This window comes from Coleofasciculus sp. G2-EDA-02, from assembly GCF_040226375.1.
In the GTDB taxonomy this organism is placed as follows: Bacteria; Cyanobacteriota; Cyanobacteriia; order Cyanobacteriales; family Coleofasciculaceae; genus Coleofasciculus.
Window position 1 is genome coordinate 1 of the sequence record NZ_JAVKEW010000112.1, and the last position, 17,658, is coordinate 17,658.

Genomic DNA, 17,658 nt, shown 5'->3' on the forward strand with positions numbered 1-17,658 from the left:
AAGAAAGGGGGGGAAGAAAGGGGGGGAAGATAAGGGGGGGAAGAAAGGGGGGTAAAAGAAGGGGAACTTTTCTATTGTTTATTGTACCTGCACGCATTCGCTGTAGGGGCGCATGTCGATGCGCCCTTTGTATCAACATGCTACTATCAAGACTTGGAAATTGAGGATATTCGTGCTTGCTTGGGTTATGCGATCGCACTGTTTGTAGTAGGCACTAAAGTGCCTTAAAATTAGGTTAATAAAGAATGAAGGGATCGCATCCCTTACTACAAACTACGAACAGTGATAATCCTGACCAAAATTAATCAGGGTTTCTCGATAAAATTCTGGCATTCCGGTATCAAAATATCGCCCTTTGACCCAATATCCGATCAATTCCTCGTATTGGCGTAAGGTATCCAAACAAGTGGTTAACTGAAATTCACCCTTATAGCGCCGATTCTGGTTAATACTATCAGCGAGAATATCAAAGAGTTTCGGCTTGAGTACATACATGCCAAAAATCCCCAAAAACTTATCCTCCGCCATCCCTTCCACACGCAGATGCGATCGCGCGTAATCCAGATCGGGTTTTTCACAGACTTGTGTCACCGCTAAAACTGAATTAACCTCCTGCCAAACTCCCGCCACACAACCCGCTTTATGAATAATCTCGGCAGACATTTCTGTCAAACCAATTACACTTTGACCCATTTTTTCATAAATCTCTAGCACCTGACGAGTACAAGGAATCTCTGTATCCGAGACATACAGATGATCGCCGAGTAACAGTAAAAAAGGCTCTTGATTCACCCAATCTTTGGCACAGAATACCGCATGACCGTAGCCTTCTTGCTCCGCTTGGGTCAAAATAGTAATACGCTCTCCCAACTCTTGCAAATACTGACAATACTCCTGATTTTCATCAGAGAGTTTGTCCCAGAGTTCTTGTTTAGGAGGAGTTTTAAAGAACGCCTCAAAAATGGCGCGATCGCTCGGTTGCACCACAATCCCGATTTCTTCGATACCGCCACGCCTTGCTTCCTCCACAATCGCCAAAATCACTGGCTTAGTTCGTCCATCGCGATCGATAATAGGAAACAGTTCTTTTTTCACAACCTTTGTGGCTGGAAATAGACGAGTGCCAAATCCGGCGGCGGGAATTACGGCTTTACGAACAATCTGGCTGGACATGATCTAAAGTATGAATTATGAATCAAGATCAGACAATCTATGTAAAAAATTAGTTTTAATCGTTGACGATGCCATTGACAACCACAACCACACTCAAAGAATGGGCTGTTGCCGTTAATGCCTTAGAACAGGGCAAGACTATTATGTTACTTCGTAAAGGCGGCATTCGGGAAGAAAACAATCGCTTCCAAGTCACTTACAATCCGGTTTTACTTTATCCTACCTACGAACATCAACAGCCTCATTTACTCAAACCCGACTATACCTCTCAGGTAACACCTGTCGCCTCGGGTTCGCATCCGCAAAAAGTACAGATTAGCAGTTGGGCAAACATTACCGATATTTTTCAAGTCAGCACTCAAGCAGCAGTAGACGCCCTGCTACCCTACCACATTTGGAATGAACAATTTGCCAGTGCGCGTTTTAAATGGAAGCCGCGTCAACCCCTCTATGTTCTCCTACTGCGAACCTACAAGCTCCCCTCGGTTCAACAGATACCCTATCGTGGTGAATACGGCGGCTGTCGTTCCTGGATTGATTTAGCTGAACCCATCTCTCTAGAAGGTGCTGTACCTGTTGTCGATGACGCAGACTATAGCCAGCAAACGGCACAAATCCGTCAGATTCTGGAGTCGATAGATAATTCTACTCCACCCAGCCCCAGTAAATTGTGAACAAGAATAAAAAAATGTATCAAATTATGCAATTTTTATCGTTTTTATGTAGTAGATTGGTAATATAAGGATAAAAATTTTAATACCGCTAGCCGCCCCCAATAGATAATATGGCTGGCATATAAATAAGTGAACCAACCCAAGCCCAGACAGCTTGGGTTGAGTTTTTTCAGCTAAATTCAATCAACACTGAACCATCAACAAGTGACAAAATTGGATCAAAATCCGTAGCTCCACCGAGCGCGATACCCTCTTACATCAATATGAGTAAAACAGCTTGCACTGGCGAGTCCACCCCGACTTCCCCACCAGGATTCTAGGCGCTGATTGACTTGGGGTGGGGAGATCCCTTGAACCACAAAATCCACCGCATCACCAACTAAATGTCTAGATTTTGTTGCCCCTCCTGCTTTACGATTTGAGACAGGGTCACGATACCAGGAATTGATGCTAATCGGACGAGCGCCCAAATATTCTCTGACTTCTTCCATCACATGAGCCACTCTCAAAATCCCCTCAACCACCTCATTATTAACAGGAATCCTTGAACCATTCATGGTTGCTTCCGCCCAACTAAAATGTCCACCTTCAAGAATTGGATTCCCCAGATAGACTGTTCCTAATTTTGGTACGGTGATGGGACGTCCTTTATTGGGTGAAGCAATTGTAGTTTCTGGTGCTTCTGCTTTATCGCTGGGGCGGTTATTCGGTTCAGTTCCTTGAATTTCAATATGTTCTTTGAAAACGTACCAATCAGTCTGATTATTCTGTCCTAACAAAACCCCATCCGGTAAAAGGACTTTGACGTGTCCTCCATCAGAGGGTTCATCCTCGATAATTTCCAGGCGAGTACCCCCTTTTACTGTGATTTTCTCTTCGGGTTTGAGCCGAAATGATTGATCTGGTCGCGCTTTAAATACTGTATCGGATAAGATCTTGATTTTAATGCCGGTTCCCGGTTTAGGGATATCAATGATTTTTTGGGACTGGAGATAGTAAATAATAGCCGCAGCGCCAATACTGGTGGAGGGATGCTTCAGAACAGTGGTACCCCCCCAAACCCACTCGGATTCATCTCCGGCTCCATGTCTGAATCCATTCCACAAGTCAAACCCCCACAGATAGGCTCCGAGGGTGCGCGTTCGGGCTTTGTGGAACTCCTTAGCCAGTAAAAGTTCTGTCACTTTCTTTACAAATAAGTCCGGTTCGCGGAGATTCCACTCGCTGTAGTGGATAACCGCCGCAAACCACCACGGAATACCTGTCGCTTGTTCAACGGTTTCGTAGTGTTGTCGCAAATCTTTCATTCGCTCGACAATTTGCTGAACTTCGGATTCTTTTTCTTTTTGTAAGTTACAGGTCAGGAAGGCTTTTTCGTAGTTAGGCAAGAGTGTCTTGAGGCGAAAGTCCATAGTTGTGTTTAGCCCTTTTGGCACAATTTACTCTAGCTAATATTTTACTCTGCTCGAATCGAGTTTGGTACGGCTTCTGGGGTTAAACGTCTCTTTTTATCAGAGTTTCAGCGTTTTTAAGGGGTGATAAATTTATACCAATTCTCTATGATGTTGCGCCCTATTCTACCGAACTGTAGTCTCCCCTTGCTCAGGGGGAACGGCGATAGCCTGGAGGGGTGGATTCGTTGCAGGATTAAAAACGATAACACTATCACTACTCTTTTTTTAAAGCTCCTAGTCCCCACAAACAGATACCATATATCCCTAAATAAGCCCAAAGTTCTAACTCGCCACTCACTAACAACCAAGTCATCACTAAAGGGAACGTGATGGCTAGCATGATCACGGCAGTATCATAGTCTAAATTCATTGCTTTTATATGGATTCACAATGCTATTTTGGGCATTTAAATCGCTAAGACTAATGTAGCAATACTAATATAGCTTGCTATTTTCTATAAAACGAGGATAAAAAAGCTCCAAGGCTCCCGCATCCTCTGGCTCCCCCGTGCAAAAAAAGCTCCCGCATCCTCTGGTCTCCCCCTTTTGAAGGGGGACGGAAGGGGGATCTATAGGGGGACGGAAGGGGGATCTATAGGGGGACGGAAGGGGAATCTATAGGGGGACGGAAGGGGGATCTATAGGGGGATCTAAAGGGGGACGGAAGGGGGATCTAAAGGGGGACGGAAGGGGTAGGAAAATAACTATATTCCTACCCCTTTCCTTGTAGGGTTCTGTGAGGGGTTTGGGAGGGGAGGGAGTTAATTGACCAACAGTATCCTTGAGTTCTTAGCGGTTAAAGCAATTGCTGAATTTGTTCAGGGGTAATCTGCTCAACATTGCTAAAAACTTGAGCCGCACCTGCTTTTTGTAAAGTTTGCTGGTATGCACAAAGGCGTTCGGTTGTTTCCTGAACGTGTGGCGGGAGAACACCAACACCAACCCAAGTTCTTTCTGGATGAAGAGTTTTAGCTGCCTTAACCGTGTACATATCAGCCACGGTATCTCCTACATAAATGGTGGGTAATGGTTGCTCAATCTGGTGCTGCTGCTGAAGCTGGTTAATTACCGCCAATAGTCCTGTCGGATCAGGTTTACCAGGTGCATCTTCCATCGCCACGAGTACGGGGGCTGGCAAACCGAGACGTTTTGAAAGAGCATAAAGTGCTTCATTTCGCGTCGCTCCACTGAAAAAGCCCCATAAAATACCGGCTGAGGTTAGATGTTCAAGATAGTTGGGTTGGAGGAGTAATGGTTCATGACAGATGTATCCTGTCCAATGATTTGGATCACTGCCTCGGTAGCGAGCATTAAAAAAGGCAATCAGGCTATCATAATCTAGGGTAACCTGCGATCGCGCCTGACCTCGCTGCTCAAAGTGGCGATAGATGAGTTCTCGTGAGGCATCCCAATCGTTGTTCCATAACCCTTCGGATTTGAGGTGATCAATCTCGGCTGAAGACGGGCGATACACTCCGGCGGTAAAATGCTCAACTGTATCTGCGATCGCTCTCCGGTAAGATCCACTCACATCCCGAACGACACCATCGATATCGAAAACCACAATCGCTCGTCCAGACCCTGATTTTATCCTTGATTCTAAATTTGTCAATGTGAAATTATTGATCGTACATTAATTATAAGATACTTGATCTATTCTTGATCTATTCTTGATCTATTCTTGGAGGTTTGTTTGTCTAAATTTATCTTAAAAGTTCTCTGGTTAGAAGAGAATGTAGCACTCGCCGTCGATCAAGTCGTGGGTAAAGGAACTAGCCCACTGACATCCTACTTTTTCTGGCCCCGTAACGATGCTTGGGAACAAATCAAAAACGAACTGGAAGCTAAACATTGGATTAGCGAAGCAGATCGCATTGAGTTGCTCAACACAGCCACTGAAGTAATTAACTACTGGCAAGAAGAAGGTAAAAATCGTCCCATGAATGAAGCTCAGGCAAAATTCCCCGAAATCACCTTTACAGGCAGCGCCTAGAGCGTCGGTTCAGCCATAAGCGTGAGTAGAGACGTTCCGGCGGAACGTCTCTACAACAGGGATAATTTTGTCGCTTGTGTTACAGTTGTTGAGAAATTCCGGCATCGATTTCGATTACACTGACTAATTGTAGAGACGTAGCATGCTACGTCTCTACATAGCATCAAACCATACCACCCGCCGCTTGAAAGCGAGCTCTTGCCCTCTTTAAAGCTTGCGTGGCTTGAATTTTCTCTTGCCGATTCTCGCTGTTTTGGACTTGCTCAAGACGCTCTTGGGCTTGAGAGAAAGCTTCCCGTGCTGCTTCCTTATCAATCGTCTCTCCCCGTTCCGCCCCATTGACGAGAATAGTTACTTCATTATTTTCAACTTCGGCAAATCCACCCATAAGTGCGATGGGTATCCACTCTTTGCCTGGACGAACTCGCATCACCCCAATGTCCAGTGCAGATAACAGCGGGGCGTGACCCATCAAGATACCCAGTTGACCCGTCGTGCTGGGCAAAATTACTTCTTCAGCCTCAGAATCCCAGACAGTTTTGTCCGGAGCAATAACTCGAACCGTTAAGCTCATAATCTGTTAGTCGTCCTTTGTCATACTCGCGCTGCGTTAATCAAGCTACTTGACATCCGTCCTTGAAGGACGGGGAGCCTGAACCCAAATTTCCGGTCATTAGTCATTAGTCAGCAGCTTGGAGGAGCAAACATGACTAATGACTCAAAACGAAAGAAGAGATTAACCTTTCATCTTCTCAGCTTTAGCGATCACTTGATCAATATCACCGACCAGGTAGAATGCCTGTTCGGGCAGGTCATCCAATTCTCCATTCAGAATCATTTGGAATCCCTTAATCGTTTTTTCAAGAGAAACGTACTGACCGGCCAAACCGGTAAATACTTCTGCCACAAAGAAGGGCTGAGATAAGAAGCGCTCAATCTTCCGCGCCCGAGCAACTGTGAGACGATCATCTTCCGACAATTCATCTAAACCCAGAATCGCAATAATATCCTGGAGTTCCTTGTAGCGCTGTAGGGTTGACTGGACAGCACGCGCCGTTTGGTAATGCTCTTCACCCACAATATTGGGTTGGAGCATCGTTGACGTTGAATCAAGGGGGTCTACGGCTGGGTAGATTCCCTTAGATGCTAAAGCACGAGATAATACCGTTGTCGCATCTAGGTGAGCGAAGGTGGTTGCTGGTGCTGGGTCGGTTAAGTCGTCGGCTGGGACATAGACCGCTTGAATCGAGGTAATTGATCCTTCTTTGGTTGAAGTAATCCGCTCTTGCAGTTCACCCATTTCTGTAGCCAATGTGGGCTGATATCCCACAGCCGAAGGCATCCGACCGAGGAGGGCGGATACTTCTGAACCCGCTTGCACAAACCGGAAGATATTGTCGATGAACAGTAGCACGTCTTGCTTGTTGACATCACGGAAATGTTCCGCCATCGTCAGCGCCGCTAGACCGACACGCATCCGGGCACCGGGGGGTTCGTTCATCTGACCGTAGACCAGCGCTACTTTGGATTGGCTGAGGTCTTCTTCGTTGATAACCTTTGACTCTTTAAATTCATTGTAAAGGTCATTTCCTTCGCGGGTGCGTTCGCCCACACCACCAAAAACTGAGACACCACCGTGAGCTTTGGCAATATTGTTGATCAGTTCTTGAATGATCACGGTTTTACCAACACCCGCGCCACCAAACAACCCAACTTTACCTCCGCGACGGTAGGGCGCCAGCAAGTCTACAACCTTAATCCCCGTTTCAAAAATCGACGGTTTGGTTTCCAGGTCGGTGAATTTAGGAGCCGAACGGTGAATTGGCGATCGCTCTTCGGTATTGACCGGACCTAATTCATCGACAGGCTCACCTAATACATTGAAAATTCGTCCCAGGGTAGCACCGCCGACGGGAACACAAATGGCGGCACCCGTGTCTACGGCTTCCATCCCTCGAACTAAGCCGTCCGTACCACTCATGGCAACGGCTCGGACTTGGTTATCACCGAGTAACTGCTGCACTTCACAGGTTACCGCAACATCCTGTCCTGCTGCATTCTTACCTTCAATTTTCAAAGCATTGTAAATCCGGGGCATTTTGCCGCCAGGAAACTCAACATCGACAACAGGTCCGATGATTTGAGTAATAACGCCTGTGTTTGTCTTTTCTGTGGTGGCTACCATGCTTGCGTCTATAAGTTATTGATGTTTCTTTACAAAGAGACTTGATCTGTCGTGAGCTATTCAATCAAAGCTGGCTCTTGCGAGTTCCCGCCTCAACGTTAGCCAAGTGAGCCGAAGGCTAGTAGGCGGGAGTCGTTGACAAGAAATTCCCGTACCCTTCTTTAGAGCTTCAGCACTTAACAATACCGTTCTCTAGATTACCACTTATAGGCGATCGGGTATGCAACGGATTAGCTGCTCCCATTCAGTATTCCTGGGATTGAGCTTGCTGTTTGCGTCTAAGCCGTGTCAGAAAGCCTACGGTTGCCACTCCCAGCAATCCGAGTACCCCCGATGGTTCTGGCACACTCTTGGGTTCCGGCTCATCCGGGGGAAATGAAGTTCCAGGGTTATCTGAGGGAAATTGAGGTTCATTAGGCGGCTCTTGAGTGGGTTGAGGTTTTATTTGTGGCGGTTTTGTCCCAAAAGACTTACCTTTGATGAAGACAGCCGAGTCTAATATGCCATCACCCCAATCGGCTGCATTAATCTTGATCGTATTTCTGCTATTTTTTATGAGCTGACCCTCAAAGGTCAAATTTTTGGTAAACCCATCCAGCTTCGTATTGATACCAGACCCTACAGGATTATAAATAAAGTCAGGATGATACGAGGTCTCGTCGTTGGGTTCAGGAACTAAGTTGTTTATTGTGACAGCCTTATCATCGCTTAACAGAGCCAAGGACTCCCCATTCAGCAACATTTTAAACGAGTCGTTGAATTGTGTCCCGCCAAACTCGACAAATTCTTCCGAGCCAAAGACGTATTTAAAGAATACCTTATCTACTGTGCTATCAGCATCAAAGCTCAATTCAAGTGTGATTGAGTCTCCCTCATATCCAGCATATCCTGTCTCAGCCATCGGTCCTTGCGGAGCAAAGTCTGTGCTTAAGTCCGCCTGAGGATTTTGATAGTTAGCAACTCTTCCTCCATCTTCCGTGTTTTGTCCGGGTAAGTCTATGACTTTACCCGTACTCAAAACGATGCCCTCACCCAAACCAAAGGGATCGTCGCTGAAAAGACCAAAGGCTTGATCATTCACTCTCCCTAGATCATCGTAAACCGTCAAACCGAAATTACTCAGTCCAGTTGTATCCCCTAGCAAAGCATTAAGTAAATCTTGGGCGTTGCTATTGGGTGTGATTGTAAATGCCATTGTTGGCAGTCCCCACAAGCTCAGAAGAGCGGTTGTTGCAATAGTGGTCGTTGTTGTCTTGATTGGTAGAAGCCCCATTGTTTTTCCCTCCTTAAAGGAAAATAGTCGCATAGTGTTCTCACGGATTTCAAGCTCTTCGGCTTGTCTTCACAGAAATAACACATTAATGTAAACTTTTGTTAAAAATAGGGATTAAAATAATTTTCTTGTATTCTCCATTTTACTCTGTAATACAAGTAATTGATTGATCGGCTCTAACACTGAGCAAAATTCCCTTCTGATGCAAAAAGCCGTTATCATTTGTCCCGGTATTCACAATCCACAGTTAACACAAGAGTTTTTAGCGGGATTGCAACGCTGTGACTCTGGAAATGCATGGCGTGTTCAGCAATTATTAATATTTAATAGCCAAGAGTATCCGGCTTATTCAGCTATTCATATTTTGAACTATTTGCAGCGTCATATTACCCCAGGGAACACCTCCCTTACTTTTATCAGTTTTAGTGCCGGAGTGGTGGGGGCGATTGGTGCAGCATGGGGATGGCAGATGCTTGGGGGAACCGTGAAAGCTTTGGTGGCGTTGGATGGGTGGGGTGTGCCACTCTATGGAACCTTTCCCATTTATCGGCTGAGTCACGATTATTTTACCCACTGGAGTTCCGCCTTATTGGGGAGTGGCGAGAGTCGTTTTTATGCTGACCCCGCCGTAGAGCATCTAAAGTTATGGGAAAAGCCAGATAATTGTCTAGGGTGGAGGGTGCTGCGAGTTAGAAATGGGGGAGAATGGCGACGTTATATAACGGCGGCTGAGTTTGTGGTGCAACTCGTGCAGGATCAGCCTTTTTCGGATCGATAATCTGTACCATTATAGCCATCAACGCCAGAGTTGATGGGTAATAGAATGGCTGACGCTGCCTTAGGCGCCTCCAATAAGAATCAAGGAGTTTTCTATTGTAACTCATTCACCGGAAATGATCCAGGTTTAACGACGATCATTTTCGTTTTCCCCTGACGATTCACTTCAATATCGAGATTCGCCCCCACCTCACTCGCTTCTACTTCCTCTTGTACATCCGAAGCCGTTTTAATCGGTTTTCCACCAACTTTTTGAATAATATCGCCCGGTTCAAGACCCGCTTGTTGAGCTGGGGAACTGGGAACGACGCGGACGATTAAGACGCCTTGATCTTGAGTCACCTTTAAACCTGCATCTTGATCCTGATTAATTTCTTTGCGTAGCTCGGGGGTTAATGTTACCATCTGAATTCCCAGATAAGGATGGTCAACCCGACCTTTTTCAAAAAGCTGTTCAGCAATGCGTTGAGCGGTTTCAATGGGAATGGCAAAGCCCAATCCTTGAGCATTGGCGCGAATGGCAGTATTAATGCCAATAACTTCACCACTGGCATTTAATAGCGGTCCTCCAGAATTCCCTGGATTAATTGCGGCATCAGTTTGGATAAAGCTAACTCGTTTTTCCGGAACACCAACCTGAGAACTCGATCGCCCCAAAGCGCTAATAATGCCTACGGTTACGGTATTATCTAAACCCAGAGGATTACCGATCGCAATTGCCCACTCGCCGGGAATCAACTGTTCGGCTTTACCCAAGCGGACGGTTGGCAAATTCTCTGCCTCAATTTTAATAATCGCCACATCGGTCACCGGGTCTGCACCCAACACCCGACCCTCTAAGGTCCGCCCATCCTTGAGCGTAACCTTGACGATATCCGCCCCGTCGATAACATGAGCATTGGTAATAATTCGCCCATCCGACTCCAGAATAAAACCCGATCCCGTTCCCCGTTCTACGCGAGGTTCAGGAACAGGCATCTCATTGCCAAAAAAGCGGCGGAAGAAGGGATTGCTAAAGGCTTCGGGAACGTCTTGGCTGACCTGACGCGCCGCATCAATTCTCACCACCGCAGGTCCGACTTGCTCGACGGCTTGGGCAATAAAATTGAGATTGGCAGGAGCCGAACGATTAGTGCGTCGAGTTGGGGCTAATGGTTCCAATACCGCAGGCATCGCTTCTGGAGGATTGACTCCTTGAGGCTGAGCTATGAGGTAGCGACTGCCCAAAACCCCTGCTCCACCGCCTAAGCCTAGCAAGGTCAGATAAACGGTTAGCTGCTTTAAAGATAAACTCATGGTCTTGAAAACTATGGGATAGTTTTTGCAGGGGTTGACAAGCGCGATCGCAACTCGCCAATGGCGCTCTTGTTGCTGCCTTTAATTGTACAACCTTCCTTTTAAGAGTGCCTTCTGCTTCCCCTGCTTCCCCTGCTTCCCCTGCTTCCTAATTTTCTACTGGGGAGAGAGCATCAATGAATGATGATGCTGTCGCAGGGGAATTTCAATCACAAACTCACTGCCTTGCCCCGGTTCAGAATTACATTGAAGACATCCCCCATGTTTTTCCACGATAATCTGATAGCTAATCGACAAACCCAAACCCGTGCCTTTGCCTACAGGTTTGGTGGTGAAAAACGGATCAAATAGACGCTGACGCACAACCTCACTCATCCCAGACCCATTATCAGCAATGCGGATCACCACCCATGGATTCACTGACGACGATTGTGCTTGAGATTTTGGACGCCTGACTTGTTTAATCGCCGTATGAATAACAATAGTGGGATAAGGACTAGAGGATTGTCCATCAGACAACTGGGCTTGAGCATTTAAGCGTCTCAACTCTTCAAGGGCATCAATGGCATTACTCAGCAGATTCATAAAGACTTGGTTGAGTTGTCCCGGATAACATTCCACCAAGGGTAAATCCCCGTATTCCTTCACCAATTGCACTTCAACCAAACCGGGTGTCGCTTTGAGCTGATTTTGTAGAATCAACAACGTATTATCCAGTCCCTCGTGCAAATCCACCGATTTCATCTCGGCTTGATCCAAGCGGGAGAAATTCCGTAACGACAGCACCAAGTTGCGAATGCGATCGGCACCTAGTTTCATGGAGTTTATTAGTTTAGGCAGGTCAGTTTTGACAAACTCCAAGTCAATGTCTTGGGTGGTTTCTTGAATTTCGGGTACAGGCTGGGGATAGTGCTGCTCATAGAGTTCCAGCAGCCCCATCACATCCTGAACGTACTGAGAAGCGTAAGCGATATTGCCGTAAATAAAATTAATCGGATTATTAATTTCGTGAGCCACACCAGCAACCAGTTGTCCTAAAGACGACATTTTTTCAGTCTGAATCAACTGACTTTGATAAGAATGCAGTTGCTGGATCATCCGCCTGAGTTCGCGGGTTTGTTTTTTTAATTGGGCTTCACTTTGCCGCAGAGCTGTTTCTACCCGCTGGCGTTCGAGAATATCCTGCTGAAGCTGGACATTAGCTTGAGTGAGCTGTGCTGTGCGCTGTTCAACTTGAATTTTCAATTGATCATGGGACTTTTGCAGGGCTAACTCCGCTCGCTGGCGCTCCCCAATTTCATGGCGCAGTCGTTCATTCGTCTGGGCTAATTCAGAGGTTCTTTCCTCCACCGCCTGTTGCAGTAGTTCGATTACTCCATACATTTCCACCGGGTTAAGCACTTGCAGCAGGCTGGTTTGGGAAACGATTCCCACTAATTCTCCCTGATTTGAGCGAACCACCAACCGTCGCACCCGATGCTGCTGCATTTTTTCGTGGGCTAGCCACAAGGAATCCGAGGGACACAGACAAAATAGCGGCGTACTCATCACTTCTTGAGCCTTCAGGCGCGATAAATCCAGTTCTAGTGCCTGAAACTGGACAATATCGCGTTCAGTGACAATTCCCACAGGAATTAGGGACTGAGAATGAAGCATTGGGCATGGACAAACTTGAGTCAAAGGAGCAGAACGTCCGGTTTGGCTGAGGGTGGCTTGTTCCTGATACTGAATTTCTGGAACTCTGAGTTGAGTAATCACCACGCAACTAACCTGATGCTTTGTCATTAGCTGTGCTAACTGTAGCACCGATGTGGTCACGGGTACATGAATCACCGCTGTGGTCATGACATCTTGCACACAGCGTAATCGCGTCAGTAGATTCACCGGTTGCAGCGCTTTGCGAATACTCTCATGAGTCACAATTCCGATAGGTTGCCCTTGCTCATTGACAATCGGCAGGTGACGAATCCGATGCTGGCGTAAGAGTCCCAATGCGGTAAAGATATCGTGAGACGGTGACGGTTGCAGCATAATCGCGGGTTGAGTCATGGTTTGGGCAATATTGACTCGGCTTAAGGGAAGACCCGCAGCGGCTAACTTAACGATATCGCGCTCAGTGAATATTCCCACCAGTCGCCCTCCCTCCATCACCAATACACAACCCGCCGCCGTATCAGCGATACCAAAAGCTGTATCTTCTTCCTGAGATAAACATGAAATTTTTGGCAGATTTCCTAGGCTTTGACTAATGTCAGTTGCTAACGCCTGGGTGGGTAACCGGCAACTGCGAAATCGACTCATGAGCGCCAAGACATCCCCCAGAGGGGTATCTGGTGTGACGGTCAAAAAATGAGCATCAATTGCTGGTTCTAGCGCTAAGGAATGAAAAGGCAGACCACTCGGCTGCATGAGCAATGTCTCTGGGGTGATGATTGGCGTAGCTGGATAGAGTTACGGGGATGGGAAGTGAACACTAAGGATTAGACAGAGCTTGACAATTTGATTTGGTTATGGTAGATGCTGTTTTATAGCTATGGCAGCTATTCGCCTGCCAAGGAGGAGCTTAAATTGGGAACTATAGAAATATGAGAGTTGCACGCTGGAAATCTGTAGAACTTCAATCACTCGGTTTTATAGGCAATTTTACGCTGTGGCTTGACCTGTTTCTGCCTGTTTTTTTTAAGGTTGTAATAAATCATTACATTCACACTGAACTCTCCCTGGTATAAATACCAGGGATTCTCAACAGATATTGGATCAATCAAGATTGAGACGATTGACCCAATGTTCCCTTGCCAAAGAATTTCGGTGGTTCATTTAAGGTGTATACCTGAGTGGCAGAAGCGATCGCCTGACGGATATAGACAGGGGTTTGTAACACTCCTAATAACCCTACGCCGTCGATTAGGCGCAAGCCCCCGGTTGTGTTTTCTTGCAGACGTTGGTCAACAGTGGCAGGTAGGGGTTGAGTATCAATGGCTTGGAGAGAGGCGATCACAAATCCCCATGGCTCACCGTAGGTGGGGGTGTAGCAACAATAGGAATGTACATTGGGAAAAACGGTGTTTAGGGTGTGCACTAGACGACCATGGGCTTTGACGGAGACAGGTCCAACTGGTCCGGCTTGTAGGACTAAAAACCCATCAGGTGTTAAAACTCGCTGGACTTTCTCAAAAAACTCTTTGGTAAAAAGTTTATAGGATGGTCCTTCTTCAATCGGATCAGACAGATCGGATATGATAATATCCCACTGTTGCTCCATGTTGTCTAACACCTCTAGAGCATCGCCAATCACCAATTGAGTCCGAGGATCATCAAAGGCATTTTGGTGCATTTCCGGCAGGTGTTGTCGGCAAGCATCCACAACCTCACCATCAATATCCACCATCATCACCCGCTCAACTGTTTTCCAGCGCAGGATTTCGCGCACCGTTGCTCCTTCACCCCCTCCCAAGACAAGAACATGGCGTGGATTAGGGTGAGTGATCATCACAGGCTGAACCAAGGATTCATGGTAAATAAACTCATCGCCCGTACAGGACTGCCATTTGCCGTCTAAAACTAAGCCTTTGCCATAAGCTCCTGTTTCAACAATATACATCTCCTGATAGGCGGTTTTTTTGTAAGCCAAAACCTTGGTAATCCCATGAACATACATATCCCAAGGTGTGATGTACTCGCTTATCCACAAATCAGCACTAACATGACTGCCAGCCATATAGCCCCCTCCTTCCTAAGTTACACCGATCGTCATTATTGCAGAAATAGCCAACAGACAACAGGTAACGGGAACATCCCAGTTTGACATCGTAGCCGATGATCTAAGCTGAATCGAACAAGGTGAGAATTTGCTTAAATAGAGGTTCATGAGCGCGAGTTTGTAAAATGGCGCGAGCTACTTCGATAAACTTATGATCTCGTTGGTTGTTATACTCAATCAATTTACTGGCTGGATGAAACGTCAGATCATCAGCTTCTAATTCATTAGTACTTCCCGTTTGTAAACCCGAAAACCTCGGTCTCCAGGAGATGGATTTACCCCGCAAGGTAAATTGAAACCACTCAATTTGGTCGTGGCGAAGTTCAACCACTACGTCGAAATAAGGCTCACCTCCTTGATACCAAACTTTGGTAATTCCCTCTTTCGCTGGGCTTAATATCCCTGGATCGATCTGTCTGAGGGAAGCCCCTAATCGTTTAATTTCATCTTGATCCATCTGCGTCACGAATTTGGGTCTCAGCTTCCTGGTATATCCCCATGAAGGTAAGCTGATCGCTAAAACTATATACTGGATACGCCCATATCGCCAATGACTCCGGATTTCTAGGTGGAGAGAGGAAATTTGCCGCCACCTATCAAGTGATTGATGTTGAACCTTTACGATGCCCTCTGATTCAATCCTTGCCGACGTTTGAGGAATAGGATCAGCGCGATCGCGTCTCCATTTCCCAAGCGTTGGGTGTCCTTTGTCCAGAAGATATTCCGTTTCTGTGCTAATCGAGGCAGCGGCCATCCCTGTGCTTGTCGCATCACGTTATAAGTTAACCACAGATGCATTTGCGTGGGTCGTTCGGTTGAATTTCTTTGTTCCCGAAATGACAATTTGGGCGGAACTGGGAAGGCTCTGAGGCGATAAAGGCGGGGTCCCACCTGTTCGAGTAACGCTGGATCAACGGGTCGCGATCGCCTCACCTGAGAATTGTAAACTTTTTGCGCCGCCCCCCGTGGTGAAACTTTAAAAGGGAAACTTTGCGATCGCTTATCGGTGTCCCCCAGCCACAAACCTGTAATTGTGGCGCTTTCGGGTAAAGAAAAGTAGTAGAGTATTTCCTCTACATCATTGGTTCGGTTTTCATACACCTCGTAGAGTTCCACATCCGCCCAATCCCCGTGTTCGGTAACGCTGACTTGTTGCGATCGCAGCCATACCTTTTTCTGGTTAATATTCAAGACACCTGCCTTTGCCTCGTCTACAATTGCCGTGGATTGCAAGGCGCGTTGTACTGCCTTTGGTCTATCGGAAATTTAAGCTTGAGGAGTGAGCTTGTTGGCTCAAGTATGCTCTTTCAGACCAAAGGAAAACCACTCAACTACAGCGACTAAACAAATCAGCCAGAATCTGATTAGAAAACAAAAACCCGTCTGGATCACTTAATCTCAGCCGCCCATTCATCGGTAGTTTCTGGGCATTGTGCCAATCCCAGGCTTTTCCATCTCGTTCTACAACGTCTACCCAACCTTGCTGGTAGTAGGGCTGCAAAGTTGTCCCAATCTGTTCGAGAGTCTTCTCGCCAAACTGCTGCACCAGCGTAGATAGACTCACACCTTCTGCCAAGCGTAGTCCTAGCATCAGAGTTTCTAACAAAATATCCACGTCCGAGAGTTCTGGACTTTCCCAGATCCCATTCGCTTCAATGAACTGTTGCACCCAAGTATAATACTCTCGCCGAGTGCGGGGGCGAGTAAACCGCCGCCCCTGAACATAACTAGCAGCCCCCATACCAAACCCATAAAAAGGATGGTTTTCCCAATACACCCGATTATGTCGGCATTGGTGAGTGGGTAAAGCATAGTTGGATATCTCATAATGTTCATACCCGGCATCAGTGAGGAGCGTCTGGGCAAGGCGGTACATTTGAGCGGTTGTCTCGTCAGTCGGTAAGGGAGAAATGCCAGGGCTGTACTGTCGTCCAAAGGCGGTGACGGGTTCTATCGTCAGGTCATAGCATGAGATATGGGTAGGGGTAAGCTGAATGGCGGCTGTCAAGGATTCCTGCCACTGTTCTAAGGTTTGAGTGGGCAATCCAGAAATCAAATCTAAACTCCAGTCGGGAACCTCTACTTGGCGGAGCAACTCGACAGCGGTAAAGATATGATTAAGCTGGTGCGATCGCCCACAAATGCTCAATAGTTCATCTTGAAAGGCTTGAACTCCTAAGCTAACTCGATTCACGCCAGCATCCCGGTATCCTTTGATCTGGGACAGGTCGAATGTGCCTGGGTCCATTTCCAAGGAAATCTCCGCATCGGTAGCTATGCCAAACTGCTGTGCTAAGGTATCCAGAATGCGGCTTAACTGTTGAGTCGATAACAGAGAGGGGGTGCCACCGCCAAAGAAAATGGTTGATAGAGAACCAGTCGAGGCTGGTGTTGTTTGGATTTCTTGAGTCAATACCTCAACATATTCCTCAATCGTGCCGGACGTGCTACCCGTGGCTTTATCGCCGACTACGGATACAGGAAAGTCACAGTAGTAGCAGCGACGGCGGCAGAAGGGAATATGGATGTAGACAGAACGAGGAATTCCCATCTCTATGACTTTCTCAGATTTGTTTGAAAAATTTAACACATTCTTCCGGAATTCGGGGAGCAATTCTTAAAGTTTGATTAACAAGTCAGTAGGTCAATGGAAATCAACCCAACTCTATCACGTTCTGTAAATACACCTTAAGCCCTGACAAATGACGTAGCCGACTTCTGGATGAGCGAGTATGACGAATAAGTTGTTATTTCAAGATAGTTTTAGCACAATTCTTGAGCCATCAACTAAAGCAGGGCTAAGTAGGTGGGTAGAAATAAACTCAACTCTATTACGTTATGTAAATTTGTCTCAAATTCTTGCCAATGAAAAATGACGCTCCTGACCGTTCACGTTGAGTTTGCCGCATGGGGAGAACCGTATTCTCTTATCCGAAAAACTGAAGATTTGAGCTAAGCCGATAGGCATAGGAAAACAAAATGAAGTGAAAGATATAATAAATGAGATTAACCTCTATGATTATAAATCTCGAATAGTATTGGAAGATTTGCCAGATAAACCACTTGGATTGGAA

At 46.5% G+C, this 17,658-nt stretch carries 16 protein-coding genes; 3 read left to right on the forward strand and 13 right to left on the reverse strand.

The features are described 5' to 3' along the window. Nucleotides 1-273: 273 nt before the first annotated feature. Nucleotides 274-1,173 (reverse strand): sugar phosphate nucleotidyltransferase, encoded by a 900-nt coding sequence (locus RLO19_RS12555; RefSeq protein WP_446356821.1) that lies wholly within the window; start codon nucleotides 1,171-1,173, stop codon nucleotides 274-276. A 68-nt stretch (nucleotides 1,174-1,241) separates the two neighbouring features. Between RLO19_RS12555 and RLO19_RS12560 the strand changes: the two genes are divergently transcribed. Continuing rightward, nucleotides 1,242-1,847: a DUF1802 family protein gene (locus RLO19_RS12560; RefSeq protein ID WP_446356823.1), complete on the forward strand. Its 606-nt coding sequence runs from the start codon at nucleotides 1,242-1,244 to the stop codon at nucleotides 1,845-1,847. Between the two features lie 218 nt (nucleotides 1,848-2,065). Here RLO19_RS12560 and RLO19_RS12565 read toward each other — a convergent pair whose 3' ends face one another. The 3 genes from RLO19_RS12565 to RLO19_RS12575 form a co-directional block, all read right to left on the reverse strand. Next, on the reverse strand, nucleotides 2,066-3,259 hold the full coding sequence (locus RLO19_RS12565) for a D-Ala-D-Ala carboxypeptidase family metallohydrolase (protein ID WP_446356825.1): 1,194 nt from the start codon (nucleotides 3,257-3,259) through the stop codon (nucleotides 2,066-2,068). 256 nt (nucleotides 3,260-3,515) lie between these two features. Further along, nucleotides 3,516-3,671 (reverse strand): hypothetical protein, encoded by a 156-nt coding sequence (locus RLO19_RS12570; protein ID WP_006103253.1) that lies wholly within the window; start codon nucleotides 3,669-3,671, stop codon nucleotides 3,516-3,518. A 425-nt stretch (nucleotides 3,672-4,096) separates the two neighbouring features. Continuing rightward, nucleotides 4,097-4,912 carry a TIGR01548 family HAD-type hydrolase gene (locus tag RLO19_RS12575; protein WP_446356827.1) on the reverse strand — a complete coding sequence of 272 codons (816 nt, stop codon included), beginning with the start codon at nucleotides 4,910-4,912 and terminating at the stop codon, nucleotides 4,097-4,099. 81 nt (nucleotides 4,913-4,993) lie between these two features. Here RLO19_RS12575 and RLO19_RS12580 point away from each other — a divergent pair, with 81 nt between their 5' ends. Further along, complete coding sequence (locus RLO19_RS12580; protein ID WP_446338302.1) at nucleotides 4,994-5,293, forward strand: 30S ribosomal protein PSRP-3; 300 nt, start codon at nucleotides 4,994-4,996, stop codon at nucleotides 5,291-5,293. Nucleotides 5,294-5,456: 163 nt separating this feature from the next. Here the strand turns inward: RLO19_RS12580 and atpC are convergent, their stop codons facing one another. The 3 genes from atpC to RLO19_RS12595 all read right to left on the reverse strand — a co-directional run bounded on the left by atpC (nucleotide 5,457) and on the right by RLO19_RS12595 (nucleotide 8,751). Further along, the gene (atpC, locus tag RLO19_RS12585) at nucleotides 5,457-5,867 is read right to left on the reverse strand and encodes an ATP synthase F1 subunit epsilon (protein WP_446356829.1); all 411 of its coding nucleotides are present in this window, start codon (nucleotides 5,865-5,867) and stop codon (nucleotides 5,457-5,459) included. 162 nt (nucleotides 5,868-6,029) lie between these two features. Beyond that, nucleotides 6,030-7,478 carry a F0F1 ATP synthase subunit beta gene (gene atpD, locus RLO19_RS12590; protein WP_446356831.1) on the reverse strand — a complete coding sequence of 483 codons (1,449 nt, stop codon included), beginning with the start codon at nucleotides 7,476-7,478 and terminating at the stop codon, nucleotides 6,030-6,032. Nucleotides 7,479-7,722: 244 nt separating this feature from the next. Next, nucleotides 7,723-8,751 carry a choice-of-anchor L domain-containing protein gene (locus RLO19_RS12595; RefSeq protein WP_446356832.1) on the reverse strand — a complete coding sequence of 343 codons (1,029 nt, stop codon included), beginning with the start codon at nucleotides 8,749-8,751 and terminating at the stop codon, nucleotides 7,723-7,725. Between the two features lie 202 nt (nucleotides 8,752-8,953). Here RLO19_RS12595 and RLO19_RS12600 point away from each other — a divergent pair, with 202 nt between their 5' ends. Continuing rightward, entirely contained in the window at nucleotides 8,954-9,529 is a 576-nt protein-coding gene (locus tag RLO19_RS12600; protein ID WP_446356833.1) for a hypothetical protein, read from the forward strand. A gap of 92 nt (nucleotides 9,530-9,621) precedes the next feature. Here the strand turns inward: RLO19_RS12600 and RLO19_RS12605 are convergent, their stop codons facing one another. From RLO19_RS12605 to hemW, 6 genes are all read right to left on the reverse strand, one after another. Beyond that, a complete protein-coding gene (locus RLO19_RS12605) occupies nucleotides 9,622-10,824 on the reverse strand; it encodes an HhoA/HhoB/HtrA family serine endopeptidase (protein ID WP_446356835.1) in 1,203 nt (400 codons plus the stop codon). Nucleotides 10,825-10,980: 156 nt separating this feature from the next. After that, nucleotides 10,981-13,233, reverse strand: coding sequence for a CBS domain-containing protein (locus RLO19_RS12610; RefSeq protein ID WP_446356837.1), 2,253 nt, complete (start codon nucleotides 13,231-13,233; stop codon nucleotides 10,981-10,983). A gap of 352 nt (nucleotides 13,234-13,585) precedes the next feature. Further along, a complete protein-coding gene (locus RLO19_RS12615) occupies nucleotides 13,586-14,542 on the reverse strand; it encodes a fused MFS/spermidine synthase (RefSeq protein ID WP_446356839.1) in 957 nt (318 codons plus the stop codon). 103 nt (nucleotides 14,543-14,645) lie between these two features. Then, nucleotides 14,646-15,041, reverse strand: a complete 396-nt coding sequence (locus tag RLO19_RS12620; RefSeq protein ID WP_446356897.1) for a hypothetical protein — start codon at nucleotides 15,039-15,041, stop codon at nucleotides 14,646-14,648. 161 nt (nucleotides 15,042-15,202) lie between these two features. Beyond that, on the reverse strand, nucleotides 15,203-15,850 hold the full coding sequence (locus tag RLO19_RS12625) for a TIGR02921 family PEP-CTERM protein (RefSeq protein WP_446356899.1): 648 nt from the start codon (nucleotides 15,848-15,850) through the stop codon (nucleotides 15,203-15,205). Nucleotides 15,851-15,911: 61 nt separating this feature from the next. Next, entirely contained in the window at nucleotides 15,912-17,135 is a 1,224-nt protein-coding gene (gene hemW / locus RLO19_RS12630; protein WP_446356841.1) for a radical SAM family heme chaperone HemW, read from the reverse strand. Between the last annotated feature and the right edge of the window lie 523 nt (nucleotides 17,136-17,658).